This window comes from Achromobacter sp. GQ309 (assembly GCF_059759315.1).
Genome location: NZ_JCAXDP010000002.1, coordinates 336,593 through 353,052, shown reverse-complemented (window position 1 = coordinate 353,052; position 16,460 = coordinate 336,593). Strand labels below are relative to the sequence as shown.

11 protein-coding genes and 1 pseudogene are annotated in these 16,460 nt (G+C 66.2%); 8 read left to right on the top strand and 4 right to left on the bottom strand.

Annotated elements, in window-relative coordinates; translation table 11 throughout:
- Nucleotides 1-50 precede the first annotated feature (50 nt).
- Entirely contained in the window at nucleotides 51-1,610 is a 1,560-nt protein-coding gene (locus AC6CIE_RS06895; RefSeq protein WP_175121672.1) for an amino acid permease, read from the top strand.
- Between the two features lie 49 nt (nucleotides 1,611-1,659).
- Here AC6CIE_RS06895 and AC6CIE_RS06890 read toward each other — a convergent pair whose 3' ends face one another.
- Nucleotides 1,660-2,592, bottom strand: coding sequence for a YicC/YloC family endoribonuclease (locus tag AC6CIE_RS06890; RefSeq protein WP_498091777.1), 933 nt, complete (start codon nucleotides 2,590-2,592; stop codon nucleotides 1,660-1,662).
- A gap of 184 nt (nucleotides 2,593-2,776) precedes the next feature.
- Here AC6CIE_RS06890 and rph point away from each other — a divergent pair, with 184 nt between their 5' ends.
- A complete protein-coding gene (rph, locus tag AC6CIE_RS06885) occupies nucleotides 2,777-3,511 on the top strand; it encodes a ribonuclease PH (RefSeq protein WP_175136609.1) in 735 nt (244 codons plus the stop codon).
- 222 nt (nucleotides 3,512-3,733) lie between these two features.
- On the opposite strand, the gene AC6CIE_RS06880 is transcribed toward rph, so the two are convergent.
- Both AC6CIE_RS06880 and AC6CIE_RS06875 read right to left on the bottom strand, forming a co-directional pair.
- Nucleotides 3,734-5,107 (bottom strand): MmgE/PrpD family protein, encoded by a 1,374-nt coding sequence (locus tag AC6CIE_RS06880; protein WP_498091775.1) that lies wholly within the window; start codon nucleotides 5,105-5,107, stop codon nucleotides 3,734-3,736.
- 16 nt (nucleotides 5,108-5,123) lie between these two features.
- Nucleotides 5,124-6,284 (bottom strand): acyl-CoA dehydrogenase family protein, encoded by a 1,161-nt coding sequence (locus tag AC6CIE_RS06875; protein ID WP_105238791.1) that lies wholly within the window; start codon nucleotides 6,282-6,284, stop codon nucleotides 5,124-5,126.
- A gap of 136 nt (nucleotides 6,285-6,420) precedes the next feature.
- Between AC6CIE_RS06875 and AC6CIE_RS06870 the strand changes: the two are divergent.
- Nucleotides 6,421-7,950 (top strand): annotated as a pseudogene (locus tag AC6CIE_RS06870) (methyl-accepting chemotaxis protein); the annotation flags it as partial.
- 150 nt (nucleotides 7,951-8,100) lie between these two features.
- Here the strand turns inward: AC6CIE_RS06870 and AC6CIE_RS06865 are convergent.
- Nucleotides 8,101-9,954, bottom strand: coding sequence for an EAL domain-containing protein (locus AC6CIE_RS06865; RefSeq protein WP_255595646.1), 1,854 nt, complete (start codon nucleotides 9,952-9,954; stop codon nucleotides 8,101-8,103).
- Nucleotides 9,955-10,156: 202 nt separating this feature from the next.
- On the opposite strand from AC6CIE_RS06865, the gene rdgB reads away from it, so the two are divergent.
- From rdgB to ntrC, 5 genes are all read left to right on the top strand, one after another.
- A complete protein-coding gene (rdgB, locus tag AC6CIE_RS06860; protein ID WP_175121668.1) occupies nucleotides 10,157-10,780 on the top strand; it encodes an RdgB/HAM1 family non-canonical purine NTP pyrophosphatase in 624 nt (207 codons plus the stop codon).
- A gap of 35 nt (nucleotides 10,781-10,815) precedes the next feature.
- Nucleotides 10,816-12,036, top strand: a complete 1,221-nt coding sequence (gene hemW / locus AC6CIE_RS06855; protein WP_498091773.1) for a radical SAM family heme chaperone HemW — start codon at nucleotides 10,816-10,818, stop codon at nucleotides 12,034-12,036.
- 183 nt (nucleotides 12,037-12,219) lie between these two features.
- A complete protein-coding gene (gene glnA / locus AC6CIE_RS06850) occupies nucleotides 12,220-13,632 on the top strand; it encodes a type I glutamate--ammonia ligase (RefSeq protein WP_175136605.1) in 1,413 nt (470 codons plus the stop codon).
- Between the two features lie 188 nt (nucleotides 13,633-13,820).
- Nucleotides 13,821-14,885: a nitrogen regulation protein NR(II) gene (gene glnL, locus AC6CIE_RS06845; RefSeq protein WP_056560977.1), complete on the top strand. Its 1,065-nt coding sequence runs from the start codon at nucleotides 13,821-13,823 to the stop codon at nucleotides 14,883-14,885.
- A complete protein-coding gene (gene ntrC, locus AC6CIE_RS06840) occupies nucleotides 14,885-16,390 on the top strand; it encodes a nitrogen regulation protein NR(I) (protein WP_498091771.1) in 1,506 nt (501 codons plus the stop codon). Before glnL ends, ntrC begins: the two co-directional genes overlap by 1 nt.
- Nucleotides 16,391-16,460: the final 70 nt, after the last annotated feature.

The window sequence follows — 16,460 nt, the reverse complement described above, 5'->3', positions numbered from 1 at the left end:
GCGTTCGCAGCGAATTGCGCGAGCGCCATCCAGACGTGAAGGAACGCATTTTGGCACCATCGGAACACGATGACCGTCGCTCAGGCGGCACGCGCAACGCGCAGGCGGACAGGCCGTCCGAATTGCGGCGCACGCTGTCGGCGCGCCACCTGACCATGATCGCGGTCGGCGGGTCCATCGGCACCGGACTCTTTGTGGCGTCGGGCGCGACCATCGCCAAGGCCGGCCCCGGCGGTGCGCTGCTGGGCTATGTGCTGATCGGCATCATGGTCTATTTCCTGATGACCAGCCTGGGCGAACTGGCGGCCGCCATGCCGGTGTCCGGTTCGTTCTCGACCTATGGCGCGCGCTATGTCGAAGACGGCTTCGGCTTCGCGCTCGGGTGGAACTATTGGTACAACTGGGCGGTGACGGTGGCGGTCGACCTGGTCGCGGCGCAGCTCGTCATGGCGTACTGGTTTCCCGACGTGCCCGGCTTCTATTGGAGCGCGCTGTTCCTGGCCATCACTTTCGGACTGAACGCGATGTCCGCCCGCGGGTTCGGCGAGGCCGAATTCTGGTTTGCGCTGATCAAGGTGATTGCGGTGCTGGCCTTCGTCACCATGGGCGTGATGATGCTGCTGGGCATCATCCGCGGTGGCGAGACGGGCGGGCTGGCCAACTGGACGGTGGGCGACGCGCCCTTCGCAGGCGGCTTTGCTGCGCTGATCGGCGTGGCGATGGTGGTGGGATTTTCGTTCCAGGGCACCGAACTGATCGGCATTGCCGCAGGAGAATCCAAGGATCCGGCCCGCAATCTGCCGCGCGCGGTGCGCCAGGTGTTCTGGCGCATTCTGCTGTTCTACGTGGCGGCGATCCTGGTCATCGGCCTCTTGATTCCCTATACCGACCCGCACCTGCTGCGCAACGATGTCGAGGACATCAGCGTCAGCCCGTTCGCGCTGATCTTCGAACGCGCGGGACTGTTGGGTGCGGCCTCCGTGATGAACGCCGTGGTGCTGACGTCGGTGCTGTCCGCCGGCAATTCGGGCATGTATGCGGCCACGCGCATGCTCTACAGCCTGGCGCGCGAAGGCAAGGCGCCGCGGATCTTCGGCCGGATTTCGCGTAGCGGCGTGCCCCTGTGGGCGCTGCTGGCCACCACCGTCGTCGCGGCGCTGTGCTTTTTCACCTTCCTTTTCAGTCCCAACGACGTCTATATCTGGCTGCTCAATACGTCGGGGATGACCGGGTTCATTGCGTGGCTGGGCATTGCCATCAGCCATTACCGGTTCCGGCGGGGTTACGTGAAGCAGGGCAACAGCCTGGCGGATCTGCCGTATGTGTCCCCGTTCTTCCCCTTCGGTCCGATCTTCGCGTTCGTGCTGTGCCTGATCATCACCTTGGGTCAGAACTACCAGGCGTTCCTGGAGGACAAGATCCAGTGGGGCGGCGTGGTCGCCACCTACATCGGCATTCCGCTCTTTTTGCTGATCTGGGCCGGCTACCGCCTGACGCGCGGATCGCGCTTTGTCAGCTATCGCGACATGCGTTTTCCGGACGCGCGCGCCCGTAGCGAATACCTGGATTCGGCCCTGCGGGGCGAGCCGGCGACGGGCGAGAGCCGCTAACAGGGTGGCCGCCAGGCGGGGGTAGCAACCCCCGCGGGCGCCGCGCCCCTTACTCGATGTTCTGCGCCTGCTCGCGCATCTGCTCGATCAGCAGCTTCAGGTCCATGGCGGCGCGGGTGACTTCCATGCTGCCGGCCTTGGAACCCAGCGTGTTGGCTTCGCGGTTCATTTCCTGGAACAGGAAATCCAGGCGCTTGCCCGCGCTGCCGGCGTTCTTCTTGCCGGCCGCGGGCTTGCCGCCGCCGTCGGACAGCAGGTGACGCAGTTCTTCCAGGTGCGAGCGCAGGCGGGACAGTTCTTCGGCCACGTCGATGCGCAGGGCAAAGAGGTTGGCTTCCTGCGACAGGCGTTCGGACAGTTCCGCGCCGGAAATGTGCGTGAATCCGCCGGGGAATGCGGATTCGACGCTTTCGCGCAGCTTGGCGGCCTGGCGCTCGCGGTGGTCAGCCAGCAATTGCGGCAGATGCGCCTGCACGACGTCCACGACGCGCGCGACGCCATCGGCGCATTCGCGCATCATGCCGGCCAGGCGTTCGCCTTCGCGCTCGCGGCCTTCCTGAAGCTGGGTCAGGGCCTGCTGCGCGGCCTGCAGGCACGCGGCGCCCCAGATCTGCGGGTCCAGGGCGTCGTTGCCGCGCTGGCCGGGCCAGTTGAACAGTTCGGCCAGACGCGGGGACGCGATGTCCGGAATGATGCGGCGTGCGGCCTGCAGCTGTTCGGCCAGGCTGTCGAGCCAGGCGGGATCCAGCTTGGACAGGTCGGCGTTGGCCGCACGGGTGAAGGACACGCGGATTTCGACCTTGCCGCGGGCCAGGTTGGTGGTCAGCAGCTCGCGCAGGGGCGTTTCCACGTGGCGCAGTTCGTCGGGAAGACGGAAATACAGGTCGAGAAAGCGGCTGTTGACGCTGCGCAGTTCTATGGCGAGAGTGCCTTGTTCTAAGTCTGCTCGGGCGTTGCCGAAGGCGGTCATGCTGCGGATCATGGTGTGCGTGTCCTGGTGATTCTTGGAATAGGAGCCGGTTGCGCCGGGGCCCGCGGCGCCCAGGTCCTGGGCAGCGGGTCTGTGTTTTCAACCGGATACATCGCGGCAGGATACTCCAAGCGAGATTGTCTTGTGACGCCTGCCCGTACAATGCCGCGAATCTAAGCCAAGTCTGGAGCCAGTTGTGACCACCATCCCCACGAATGTCCGGCCGTCGGGCCGCGCCGCCGACCAATTGCGTCCGTTCAGCCTGGAGCGTGGCTTTACGCGATACGCCGAAGGCTCCGTGCTGGTGAAGGCGGGCGACACCCATGTGCTTTGCACGGCAAGCGTCCTGGACAAGGTACCGCCTTTTCTGAAGGGCAAGGGCGAAGGCTGGGTAACGGCTGAATACGGCATGTTGCCGCGGGCCACGCACACGCGCGGCGACCGCGAGGCCGCGCGCGGCAAGCAGAGCGGCCGCACGCAGGAGATCCAGCGCCTGATCGGACGCAGTTTGCGGGCGGTGTTCGACATGAAGGCGCTGGGCGAACGCACGCTGCACCTTGATTGCGACGTGCTGCAGGCCGACGGCGGCACGCGCTGCGCCAGCATCACGGGCGCCTGGGTCGCGGCGGCCGACGCGGTTGGTCTGCTGATGAAACGTGGCGATCTGGCCACCAATCCGATCCGCGACGCCGTCGCTGCGGTGTCGGTGGGCCTGGTCAACGGCCAGGCGGTGCTGGATCTGGACTACCCGGAAGATTCGGCCTGCGACGCCGACGTGAACGTCATCATGACGGGCAGCGGCGCATTCGTGGAAGTGCAGGGCACGGGCGAGGGCGCGACGTTCACGCGGGCTGAGCTGGACACGATGCTGGTGCTGGCGGAAAACGGGATTGCCAACCTGGTGAAGGCCCAGCGCGCCGCGCTGGCGTGAGCTGTGTGGCGCCTGGTCCGTCGTGCGAATCCGGTGTCTGACACCTTAGTGAGATAACCGCCAGCTGATGGATGTGTCTGTAAGGTGTCAGGCACCTGCAGCAACTGACGGATGTGCCCGCAGGGTGTCAGACTTCTGCCGCAGACACTTGCAGCGTAGCCACAATGCAAAAAAAGCCGCAGATGCGGCTTTTTTTGTGCCTGAGTTTCAGGCATTCGCGAGTTACTTCGGCAACAGCGCCTCCACCTTGCCTACTTTTTCAAGCCCCCAGATCGTCGCAATCAATCCACGCAGTTCCTGTTCCGTCGCCGCATCGGCGTACCTGCCCAGGCTGAGCGTCTTGTCCTCGATTTCGGGGCGGCTGAGCGTGTTGCCCGGGTCGCCCTTGGGTTCGTCGACGCGGCCATGCAGCACGCGGCCGTCGCGGGTGTACACCGTGACCTTGCCGATCCAGCGTTGCGGGTAGGCGCCGTCGACTTCGGGGTCGAGCGCCATTTCCACTTTCCCGCGGAAGGCGGCGACGCCCGGGTCGTCGAGGCCCGCGTCAAATTCCGCCAGACCGGCGCGGCCTTGTCGCGCGATCAGCGCCAGCACCGTGCCCATCGAAAACTTCGACTGGTGGACGGTCTGCGGATTCACAACCGGACCAAGAACGTCGATGGCGCCCTGGTGGACGTGCGCCACGACGCGTTCGACGTCGTCCTCGGTCAGGTGGTTGTCGCGCAGCGCCTGCTGCAGCGCGTCGGCGGCCGGATGCGTGTGGCGGCACGAGGCATGGAACTTGAACGAGGTTTCGGCCAGCGCCCAGCGCTGTCCCAGGCGGTCGCACAGCCGGCTGGGGTCGGCGTCGGTGGACATGCCGGCCGCCATGCCCTGCGGGCCTTCCAGGATGTGGCGCGCGCCGGTGAACCCTTCGCGCGCCAAGTAAGCCGCGGTGATGCCGTCTGCGGCCGCCTTGGCGGTGTGCAATTGCTTGGAATCGGCGGCGTCGCGCAGGAATTCCCACAGACCCGCCGCTTGCGTGCCGGCCGAGCCCAGCGCGTGCAGCATCTGTTCAGGGGACAGGCCCAGCAGCCGGCCAGTGGTGACCGCGGCGGCCAGCGTGCCAGCCGTGCCGGTGGTGTGGAAGATCTTGTAGTGCGAGCGGCCCAGAAACTCGCCGACGCGAATGCCGACCTCGTAGCCGGCCACGGCGGCGGTGAGCAGATCGCGGCCCGAGGAGCCCAGCGACTGCGCCACGGCCAGGGCAGGCGGAAACACCACGGCCGCCGGGTGAAAGACCGAGCCGTTGTGCACGTCGTCCTGTTCGACCACGTGCGCGGCGGCCGCGTTGACCATGGCGGCAAAGAGCGGCGTGGTGCGGCGGCGGGTGATCAGGACTTCACTGGGACCATCCGCCGGCCCCATCGCGACGGCATAGCGGTCGATCGCCTGGACTGCGCGGGCCGACGCGCCGGCCAGGATGGAGGCCAGGCAGTCGAGCAGCAGGTCTTCGGCGCGGCGCAGCACCGGGGCGGGAATGTCTTCGTAGCGCAGGTTGGCGGCAAAGGCCGCGAGTTCGGCGCTCAGGTGCGGGGTGTCTTTGTCTGCGGTCATGTCGGAAAATGGCGTGTCAGAAGGAGCGGGGCAGGCCCAGGATGTGTTCGGCGACGTACGACAGGATCAGGTTGGTCGAGATGGGCGCCACCTGGTAAAGGCGCGTCTCGCGGAACTTGCGTTCGACGTCGTATTCATTGGCAAAGCCGAAGCCGCCATGGAACTGCAGGCAGGCGTTGGCGGCTTCCCAGGATGCGTCCGCCGCCAGCAGCTTGGCCATGTTGGCCTGGGCGCCGCAGGGCTCGTGGGCATCGAACAGCCGGCAGGCCTCGTAGCGCATCAGGCTGGCCGCTTCGACGTTGATGTGCGCGCGCGCAATGGGGAACTGCACGCCCTGGTTCTGGCCGATGGGGCGGCCGAACACCACGCGTTCCTTCGCGTAGGCGGTGACCTTGTCGACAAACCAGTAGCCGTCGCCGATGCACTCGGCGGCGATCAGCGTGCGCTCGGCGTTCAGGCCATCCAGGATGTACTTGAAACCCTTGCCTTCTTCGCCGATCAGGTTTTCTTCGGGGATTTCCAGGTTGTCGAAGAAGAGCTCGTTGGTCTCGTGGTTGACCATGTTGGGGATCGGGCGGATCGACATGCCGTGCTTGACCGCGTGGTGCAGGTCAACCAGGAAGATCGACATGCCTTCGGACTTGCGCGTGACCTGATCCAGCGGCGTGGTGCGCGCCAGCAGAATCATCAGGTCCGAATGCTGCACCCGAGAGATCCAGACCTTCTGCCCATTGATGACATAGCGGTCGCCGCGCTTGACGGCGGTGGTCTTTATCTTGGTGGTGTCGGTGCCGGTGGTGGGTTCGGTGACGCCCATCGACTGCAGGCGCAGTTCGCCGGCGGCGATGCGGGGCAGGTATTCTCGCTTCTGGGCTTCGGAGCCGTGGCGCAGCAGCGTGCCCATGTTGTACATCTGGCCGTGGCAGGCGCCGGAGTTGCCGCCGCTGCGGTTGATTTCTTCCATGATGACCGAGGCTTCGGTCAGCCCCAGGCCCGAGCCGCCGTATTCCTGCGGGATCAGCGCCGCCAGCCAGCCGGCTTCGGTGAGGGCGCGGACGAAGTCCTCGGGGTAGCCGCGCTCTTCGTCGACCTTGCGGAAATATTCGGAGGGGAATTGCGCGCAGAGGTCGCGCACGGCTTCGCGGATGTCCTGGTAGGCGTGGGAGGCTTGGTGCATGTGGCTGACTGTTCTATGTGAAGGAATGGTTCGGTACAGGATCGAATGTGCCGCAAGGGCGGCCAGGTGCCAATTCACGAATCATTAATACGGGGTTCCTGAACGCAAAAGCGCACCTTCATGACCGCTGTGCGTCATGTTTCCGCCAAGGTTGTGTCAAGAAATTGCCAAACTGCATCTCCATAATCCGTGGCACTGCCGCGAAGGCGGCCAAGGCTATACACGGATGGATATGCGGAAAAATCTGAGAGTCACGACGGCGCTATCGGCCATTCTTGCGTTGTTCGTCGTGCTGTTCGCTGTCGCTGCGGCGGCGGGTATCACGGTCTTGCGCGACAACCGCGCCGATATCGAGGCCCTGGGCCGGGGCAGCATCGAAAGGGCGAGTGATCTCGCGGATATGACCAGCCGGCTGTTTCAGGCGCGCGCGGCGCTGACCGACGCCAAGACGGCGATGGAAGGCGGGCTGGAAGACGCGCGCAACGCGTCGCTGGCCCAGGCCGATGGGCTGCTCAAGCAGGCCGCCGCCAGTCTGGCGCGCCTGCGCGCCAATCCCGACGACAGTGCCCAGGGCGCGCCGCTGTTCGGCCAGGTGCTGACGGCCTATGCCGCCTTTGCGGACCAGACGCTTGCGCCGATGAGCAAGGCGATCCAGGGCTGGAACGGCATCGAGGTCAACCGGCTGACGGACAAGGCGCTGCCCGCCAGTGGCGCGGGCTATGTGAAGCAGGTCGAGGCCTACCAAGCCTACGCCCGCGAACACGGGCAGGAGGCGGTGGCCGGCGCAAGCCGCACCCTGGAGCGTGTGATCGTGGTGGCGGCCGCCGTGCTGGGTTTCGTCCTGGTGCTGGCGATCCTGATCCGGCTGGGATTCCGCCGCAGCATCGTGTGGCCGCTGAACGAGGCGGGGGCGCACTTTGACCGCATCGCGGACGGCGATCTGACCGGCGCGATCACGCAGCGCGGCGACAACGAGATCGGCGTGCTGTATTCGGCCATGCGCCGGATGCAAACAGGGCTGTCGACCGCGGTCGCGTCGGTGCGCCTGGGCGTCGAAGAGATCCATACCGGCGCCGGCGAAATCGCGGCCGGCGGCGCGGACATGTCGGACCGCGCGGCCCGGCAGGCGGGCTCGCTGCAGGAAGCGTCGGCCAACATGACGCAGCTGGCGCACACCGTGCAAATGACCGCCGGCAACGCGGACCTGGCCAGCCGGCAAGCGGTCAGCGCGACGCAGTTGGCGCAGCGCGGCGGCCAGGCCGTCGACGAAGTGGTGCACAGCATGCAGGGCATCGCCGACAGCGCGCGGCGCATCGGCGAGATCGTGGGCGTGGTGGACAGCATTGCGTTCCAGACCAACATCCTGGCGCTCAACGCGGCCGTGGAAGCGGCGCGCGCGGGCGAGCAGGGCAAGGGTTTTGCCGTCGTGGCGGGGGAAGTGCGGTCGCTCGCGCAGCGCAGCGCCCAGGCGGCGCGCGAGATCAAGGGCCTGATCGAAGACTCGGCCGCGCGCGTGGATGCGGGCGTGCGTCACGTGAACCTGGCGGGCGACACCATGCGCGATATGGTGGCTTCCGTGGACCGTGTGACGCAGATCGTGAACGAGATTTCCAGCGCCACCGCCGAACAGGCGTCCGGCATTGCCTCGGTGAACGATGCGGTGGCCGATATCGAGCGGTCCACGCAGGAAACGGCCGCCATGGTCGAACAGACGGCGGCCGCTGCGGCGGCGCTGGAAGCCCAGGCGCAGGGACTGCGCCGGGCCGTGGCCAAATTCCAGATTGCAGAGGGCGCGCAGGCGGCGGCGCGCGAAGCCTCAGCCGGTGAGCTGCGGCAGGATGGCGCCCGTGTAGCGCTCGGCCACGAGCGACAGGTTCCCGTGCTTGACCTTGTGCTTGACATGGGCAGCCGCCGAGGCGATGTCCTCAGGGCGGATGCGCTCGCATAACGAGGGCGTGACGGTCAGGGCGCCCACGCCCAGCGTCACGAACGGAAAGAAGCGCGGCACGCCGTAACGGTCTTCGGCCTCGATGCCCCCGTTGCGGCGGCCCTGTTCGTCGTACAGGGCCATGGCGCCCTCGTTGAATTCGGCAATGATGCGCTCGATGCGCGTCATCCAGTCCGGACTGCGCAGCAGCACCACGAAGTCGTCGCCGCCCACATGCCCCACGAAATCGCGCTGCGGGTCGCAATGGCGTTTGATGACGTCGGCGGTCAGCATGATCATGTCGTCGCCGCGCCAGTAGCCGTAGACGTCGTTGAAGGGCTTGAAGTTGTTCAGGTCCCCGTAGCAGATCGTGAAGTCCGCGGCGTCTTCCAGCAGCGTGGCAATGTGCCGGCTGATGGGGATATTGCCGGGCAGGGACGTCAGTGGATTGGCGTAGCGCGCCGCCTCGATACGCATCTCGGTCACCGAGCGCACCAGGGTTTCGCCCGTGGCCAGGCCGTCATAGCGGCCGTCGCGCGTGATGATCAGCCCGTCCATCAGGTAGCGCTGGTCCTCGGAAATCAGCACGTGACTCAGCTGGTCGATCGACACGTTCACGTCCACCAGCACCGGCTCGGCGTTCATGAAGGTCGAGCAGGCGTCGCGGCCGAAGAGCTCGCGCGTGTAGCGCTGCGCGTAGTGTTCGGAGAAGTCCCGCCGGTTGATGATGCCGACCGGCCGGTTGTCGGCATCGACCACTGCCACCGCGTGCAGGTTCTTGTGCTCGATGAAGAGGCGATGTACGTCGTCGTTGGTGTGCTTGGTCAGGAGCGCGGCGGGGGCCTCGACCCGCAGACTGATGGCCGTGCCGCCGGCGGCGCGCTGCGACACCGGCGCCGACGTGCGCGAGCGCAGCGAGTCGCGCAGGGGCGGGGTCAGTTCGGTCAGCAGGGTTTCGTCGGGCATCCCCAGGAACCAGCCCTGCGCGTAGCGGATGTCCAGCTCGCGCACGACGGCAAGGTCCTCGGCGGTTTCGATGCCTTCGGCGATGACCGACGTGCCCAGGTGCTGCGCCACCTTCAGGATGGCACGCACCATGTTCTGCTTGCGCTCGTCGTGGCCGATGCCGTCAAAGAAATAGCGGTCAATCTTGACCAGCTCGGGCTGGGTTTCGGCCCAGAGCTGCAGGTTGGAATTACCGACGCCGTAGTCGTCGAGCGCGATGCGCATGCCGGCCTCGCGCAGGCAGGCAAAGGCGTTGTGCAGTTCGCCCATGCGGTCCGACAGCGGATCCTGCTCGGTCAGTTCGACGACGATGCTGGCCGGTTCCAGCGCGCAGTCCTTAAGCAGCCTGCCTGGCATGTCGTGGCCCCAGAGGGTCCAGTAATGGAGCAGGGCGGAGCCGGACAGGTTCAGGAACAGCTTGCCCGCAGCGTCGTTCTGTTCGAACCCGCGTGCGCCCGCGCGGAAGCTGGCCAGTTCAAGCTGCGGGTGCAGCCCCTGGCGTCGCGCTTCGGCGAACAGGGCGTCGGGAAAGTGCAGGGGGGTGTCGGCGGGACCGCGGATGAGGCTTTCGTGGCCGTAAATGCGGCTGTGCGACAGGTCGACCACAGGCTGGAAGCGCGGCCGCAATAATCTTTCGCGCAGAATGCCAGCCAGGCTGGCGTGCGCGGGCGCGCCGCCGGGAGGATTGAGCGGAGCGCGGGCCGCGGCGGGCCGTGGCAAAGCGTGAATGGAGTTCATCGCCGGGGCATTGAGATACGATCAGTGACAAGATCGGTCATATTGACAACAAATTATGTCTGCGTTGTTGCGCCATGTCGTGACGTGCAATCTTCAGTCGCTGTTACATCCGTGTCAACAACGAATTCTCACGTACGTGGTACCCACGCCAACATCGTGGGATGCCCGCCCGCCGCCGGCCTCGCCCTATACAATCCGGCCTATGACTTCCCCCAAGATTCCCGACTCCCTGCGCCGTGTTGTCCTGGCGTCCAATAACGCCGGCAAGCTGCGCGAGTTTTCCGCCTTGTTCGCGCCGCTGGGCATCGAGCTGGTGCCGCAGGGCGACCTCGGCGTGCCGGAAGCCGAAGAGCCGCACGTCACGTTCGTGGAAAACGCGCTGGCCAAAGCCCGCCATGCCAGTCGCCTGACCGGATTGCCCGCGTTGGCGGACGACTCGGGCCTGTGCGTGGCCGCGCTGGACGGCGCGCCGGGCGTGTATTCGGCGCGCTATGCCAAGATGAACGGCGGCGAAAAGTCCGATGCAGCCAACAACGCACTGCTGGTGCGCAATCTGGCGTCCGTCGCCGACCGCAGCGCCTGGTATGTGGCGGTCCTGGCGCTGGTGCGTTCCGAGAACGACCCCCGTCCGCTGATCGGCGAAGGCCTGTGGCACGGCGAGATCATCGACGTGCCCGAAGGCGCCAACGGCTTTGGCTACGATCCGCACTTCTACCTGCCCGACATGGCGCTGACCGCCGCGTCGCTGGATCCCGACGAAAAGAACCGGGTCAGCCATCGCGCCCGGGCGCTGCGCGAGCTGCTCAGCAAGCTGAGCCACGCTTGACCAAGGCGCCGCCAAGGCGCCAGGAATTTTTTCGCATGTCCATCACCATTCCCATCCGCAACGATATGGGCGCGACCAAGTCGCGCCTCGTTGTTCCCGCAGGCGCCACGCTGACCAGCCTGCCGCCGCTGTCGGTCTACGTCCACGTGCCGTGGTGCGTGCGCAAGTGCCCGTACTGCGATTTCAACTCGCACGCCGCGCCGGGCGAGATTCCCGAACGCGCCTATCTGGATGCGCTGCGCAGCGACCTCGAGCAGTCGCTGCCGTCCATCTGGGGCAGGCAGGTCATTTCCGTCTTCATCGGCGGCGGCACGCCCAGCCTGTTGTCGGTGGCCGGCCTGGACGAGCTGCTGGCAATGCTGCGGGCGTACCTGAACCTGTGGCCTGATGCCGAAATCACGATGGAGGCCAACCCCGGCACGGCCGAGGCGGGCAGGTTCCGTGACTATGCGGCCAGCGGCGTCACGCGGTTCTCGCTGGGCATCCAGAGCTTTGACGATGTGCAGTTGAAGAAGCTGGGCCGCATTCACGATGCCAACCAGGCGCGCGCGGCCATCGAGATGGCGCAGCAGGCGGCAGCCCGCGTCAATCTGGACATGATGTTCGCCTTGCCCGGCCAGACGCTGGAGGCCTGTACGGCCGATCTGCGGCAGGCGATTTCGTTCGGCACCGAGCACCTGTCGCTGTATCACCTGACGATGGAGCCGAACACGGTCTTCGCGAAGTTTCCGCCTGAAGACTTGCCGGACGACGACACGAGCGCCGCCATGCAGGACGCGGTGGAAGCCGAGCTGGCGGCGGCGGGACTTGCGCGCTACGAAGTATCGGCCTACGCCAAACCGGGCGCCCGCTGCCGCCACAACATGAATTACTGGGAGTTCGGAGACTACCTGGGCATCGGCCCCGGCGCGCACGGCAAGCTCTCGTTTCATGACCGCATCGTGCGCGAAGCGCGGCTGCGCAGTCCGGATTCGTGGATGCAGGCCGCCATGGCGCGCGACGGCAGCCATCTGGCCGAGAGCCGGCAGGTCGGGCCGGACGAGCTGCCGTTCGAGTTCATGCTCAACGCCCTGCGCCTGAAGGACGGCGTGGCGGCTACGGCGTTCAATGAACGCACCGGTTTGTCGCTTGCCGTCATTGCGCACCAATTGGAGGCAGCCTCGAAACGGGGCCTGCTCGACGCCGATCCCACGCGCCTGCGCGCGACGCCCCTGGGCTGGCGCTTCCTCAATGACCTTCAGGAAATGTTCCTGTAAGGTGCAAGCACCAAGATGGGGCGATCATGCCCCATCTTTTGCACCACTATGGTGCTACATTGCCCCAAGACTGACGTACCTCCCCCCGGGAATACCGGGGCTAAACCTGGCACGCTTATTGCTTCCCTCTTTTATGCCAGTCGACGGGCAAAGCCCTCGACCCTTTTATCTAATGGAGATGACATGGCAAGCCCGAAAGACGTCCTGAAACAGATCGCCGATAACGAAGTGAAATTCGTGGATTTCCGCTTTACCGATACGGTTGGCCGTGAGCACCACGTTTCCGTGCCCACCACCGCTATCGATGAAGACAAGCTGGAAAGCGGGCAGGCTTTCGACGGTTCGTCGATCCCGGGCTGGAAGGGCATCGAAGCCTCCGACATGCTCCTCATCCCCGACTGCGCCACCGCCAACCTGGATCCGTTCCGCGAAGAGCCGACCCTGATCCTGTCGTGCGACGTGGTCGAACCGTCGGACCTGAAGGGCTATGACCGTGACCCGCGCTCGCTGGCCAAGCGCGCTGAAGCCTACCTGAAGTCCTCCGGCCTGGGCGACACCGCCTACTTCGGTCCGGAACCCGAATTCTTCGTGTTCGACGGCGTGACCTGGAACACCGACATGTCGGGCACGTTCGTCAAGATCAAGTCCGAAGAAGCCCCGTGGTCGACCGGCCTGGAATTCGAAGGTGGCAACACCGGCCACCGTCCGGGCGTGAAGGGCGGCTACTTCCCCGTTCCGCCGGTCGATTCGTTCCAGGACATGCGTTCGGAAATGTGCCTGCTGATGGAACAGATGGGCGTGCCGGTTGAAGTGCATCACCACGAAGTGGCTGCTCCCGGCCAGCTCGAAATCGGCACCAAGTTCAGCACGCTGGTGCAGCGCGCCGACTGGACCCAGATCGTCAAGTACGTCGTGCACAACGTGGCCCATGCCTACGGCAAGACCGCCACGTTCATGCCCAAGCCCATCGTTGGCGACAACGGCTCCGGCATGCACGTCCACCAGTCCATCTGGAAGGACGGCCAGAACCTGTTCGCGGGCAACGGCTACGCCGGCCTGTCCGAATTCGCCCTGTACTACATCGGCGGCATCATCAAGCACGCCAAAGCCCTGAACGCCATCACCAACCCGGGCACGAACTCGTACAAGCGTCTGGTCCCGCACTTCGAAGCGCCCGTGAAGCTGGCCTACTCGGCCCGCAACCGTTCGGCTTCGATCCGCATTCCGTACGTCGGTAACCCGAAGGGCCGCCGCGTCGAAGCGCGCTTCCCGGACCCCCTGGCCAACCCGTACCTGGCTTTCTCGGCCCTGATGATGGCCGGCCTGGACGGCGTCCAGAACAAGATCCACCCGGGCGATCCGGCCGACAAGAACCTGTACGACCTGCCGCCGGAAGAAGACGCGAAGATCCCGACCGTCTGCGCCTCGCTGGAAGAAGCGCTGGAATCCCTGGACAAGGATCGCGAGTTCCTGACCCGTGGCGGCGTGTTCAGCAACGACATGATCAACGCCTACATCGACCTGAAGATGGCCGATGTGACGCGTCTGCGCATGACGACGCACCCGGTCGAATTCGACATGTACTACAGCCTCTGATGGTTTGAGGCCGTGGCTGGGGGGAGCGCGATGAGGTAGGCAGAAGCACGGCTTACACACCACGCGCACCACCAGGTAGCCGCCCGACGAATTGCCCGCCCGGCCCCGCGCCGGCGGGCAGGGCGCCGGGTTGGCGCGCCCGTCGCGGACGCGTTCCGCTTTCCCCTGTCCATTCGGGTACGTTGAAAATGAATGTTGAAGCTCTCGATCTGCTAGCCACGTCAGTCTTCCTGGTCAACGAGCGCGGCCACATCGAATACGCCAACGCCGCCGCCGAGGACCTGTTCGGCCGCTCGCGCAAGCAACTGGGCGGGCATTCCGCCGCCACCCTGTTCGACAACCCCGAGAATATCCAGTCATCCATCGACCGCGCCGCGGGCGGCAGGTACGCCGACGTGAGGCAACTGGCCTCGTTGCGCCGCGCCGCCGAATCCGTGGAAGTCGCCGTGACCACCGTGGGACTGACCGGCCAGCGTTGGCCGGTGCTGATCGAGACCCGCGAAATCGAGCAGCGCGTGCTGGCCGACCGCAACCACCGGCTGGTGGACGAGATCGAAGCCCACCGCGAACTGCTGCGCAACCTGGCGCATGAAGTCAAGAATCCCCTGGGCGGGCTGCGCGGCGCCGCGCAACTGCTGGAAGCCGAGCTGCCCAGCGCAGCCCTGGCCGAATACACCCAGGTCATCATTTCCGAAGCCGACCGCCTGCAGGCGCTGGTGGACCGCCTGAGCGGCCCGCAACGTGTGCCGCTCAATGCGCGGCCGGTGAACATCCATGAAATCTGCGAGCGCGTCTGCGCGCTGATCCAGGCCGAGTTCCGCAACGACGTCACGATCCAGCGCGACTACGACGCCTCGGTGCCGGACCTGAAGGGCGACGCCGCCCGCCTGATGCAGGCCGTGCTCAACGTGGCGCGCAACGCCGCGCAGGAACTGGTGGCGCGTCCGCAAGGCCCGCAGACCGAACCCGGCGTGGTGACGCTGCGCACCCGCGTAGCGCGGCAGGTCATGCTGGCGCACCGGCAGCACCGCCTGGCGCTCGTGCTGTCCATCATCGACAACGGTCCGGGCGTGCCGGACCACATCCGTGACCGCATCTTCCACCCGCTGGTCACGGCCAGGGCTGGCGGTACCGGCCTGGGCTTGAGCCTGGCGCAGGACTTCGTGCAACAGCACGGCGGCATCATCGAATTTGAATCCCGACCGGGGCGCACCGAGTTTCGCCTGGTCCTCCCGATGGAGCCCGCAAACTGATGAAACCCGTATGGATCGTCGACGACGACCAGGCCATCCGCTGGGTCCTCGAAAAGGCCCTGGCCCGCGCTGGCGTCCCCACCCGCAGCTTTTCCCAATCGGCCGACGTGCTCGAGGCGCTTTCGCGTGAAACGCCCGTGGCGCTGGTGTCGGATATCCGCATGCCCGGCGGCAACGGCCTGGAGCTGTTGCGCCAACTGAAAGAGCGGCATCCCGGTCTGCCGGTCATCGTGATGACCGCGTTTGCGGATCTGGACAGCACCGTTTCCGCCTTCCAGGGCGGCGCGTTCGATTATCTGGCCAAGCCGTTCGACGTGAACGAGGCCGTCGCGCTGATCCAGCGCGCCATGCAGGAATCGGCCCAACCCGAAAGCCCGGACGGGCAGGGCGAAGCGGCGCAGAACAACGAGCGCTGGATGATGACGCAATCGTCGTCCACCGCCATGCAGGAAGTCTTTCGCGCGATCGGCCGGCTGGCGCAGTCCAAGGTCACCGTCCTGATCACCGGCGAGTCCGGCACCGGCAAGGAACTCGTGGCCCGCGCGCTGCACGGCCACGGCGTGCGCGCCAGCGGCCCGTTCGTGGCGCTGAACGCCGCGGCCATCCCGCGCGATCTGCTGGAGGCCGAACTGTTCGGCCACGAGCGCGGCGCATTCACGGGCGCCAATAACCTGCGCCGCGGCCGCTTCGAAGAGGCGCATGGCGGCACGCTGTTCCTGGACGAAATCGGCGACATGCCGATCGAGTTGCAGACGCGACTGCTACGCGTGCTGGCCGAGGGCAGCTTTTACCGCGTCGGCGGCGCGCAGCCCGTGCGCGTGGACGTGCGCATCGTGGCCGCCACGCACCAGCCGCTGGAGCAGCGGGTCGAGCAGGGCCTCTTCCGCGAAGACCTGTTTCACCGCCTGAACGTGATCCGCCTGCGGCTGCCGCCGCTGCGCGAGCGGGTCGAGGATATTCCCGCGCTGGCTCAGCACTTCCTGACCGCCAGTGCGCGCACGCTGGGCGTGCCCGTCAAACGGCTGACGCCCGAGGCGCTGGCCGTGCTGACCAAGTTCGACTTCCCGGGCAACGTGCGCCAGCTGGAAAACTTCTGCCACTGGCTGACGGTGATGGCGCCGGGCCAGACAGTGGATCGTATCGACCTGCCGCCTGAAATCCGGGCCATGGAACATCAGCCGCAGCCCGGATCCGCGCCCATGCGGTCCGCAACGCCGACGGCTGGCGTGGGTACGGTGGTGCAGTCGGGCGCCTACGCTGCGGAACCGGCTGAGGACGGCGCGCCGCGCAATTGGCAGGATTCGCTGCTGCGCGATGCGCAGTACCGACTGGAGCGCGGCGAACCCGCAGTCATGGCGACACTGACGCGCCAGTTCGAGAAGATCCTGCTGCAAAGCGCGCTGGATGCCAGCCGGGGCCGTCGCGTGGAAGCCGCCTCGCGCCTGGGGATCGGCCGCAACACCATCACGCGCAAGCTGCGCGAGCTGGGTATCGAAGACGAGTAACCGATCCGGCGCCGGCCCGGCAGTGGGCCGGTTCCGGACGCCGGACCCGAGCGCATGTGGGCTCGGGCCG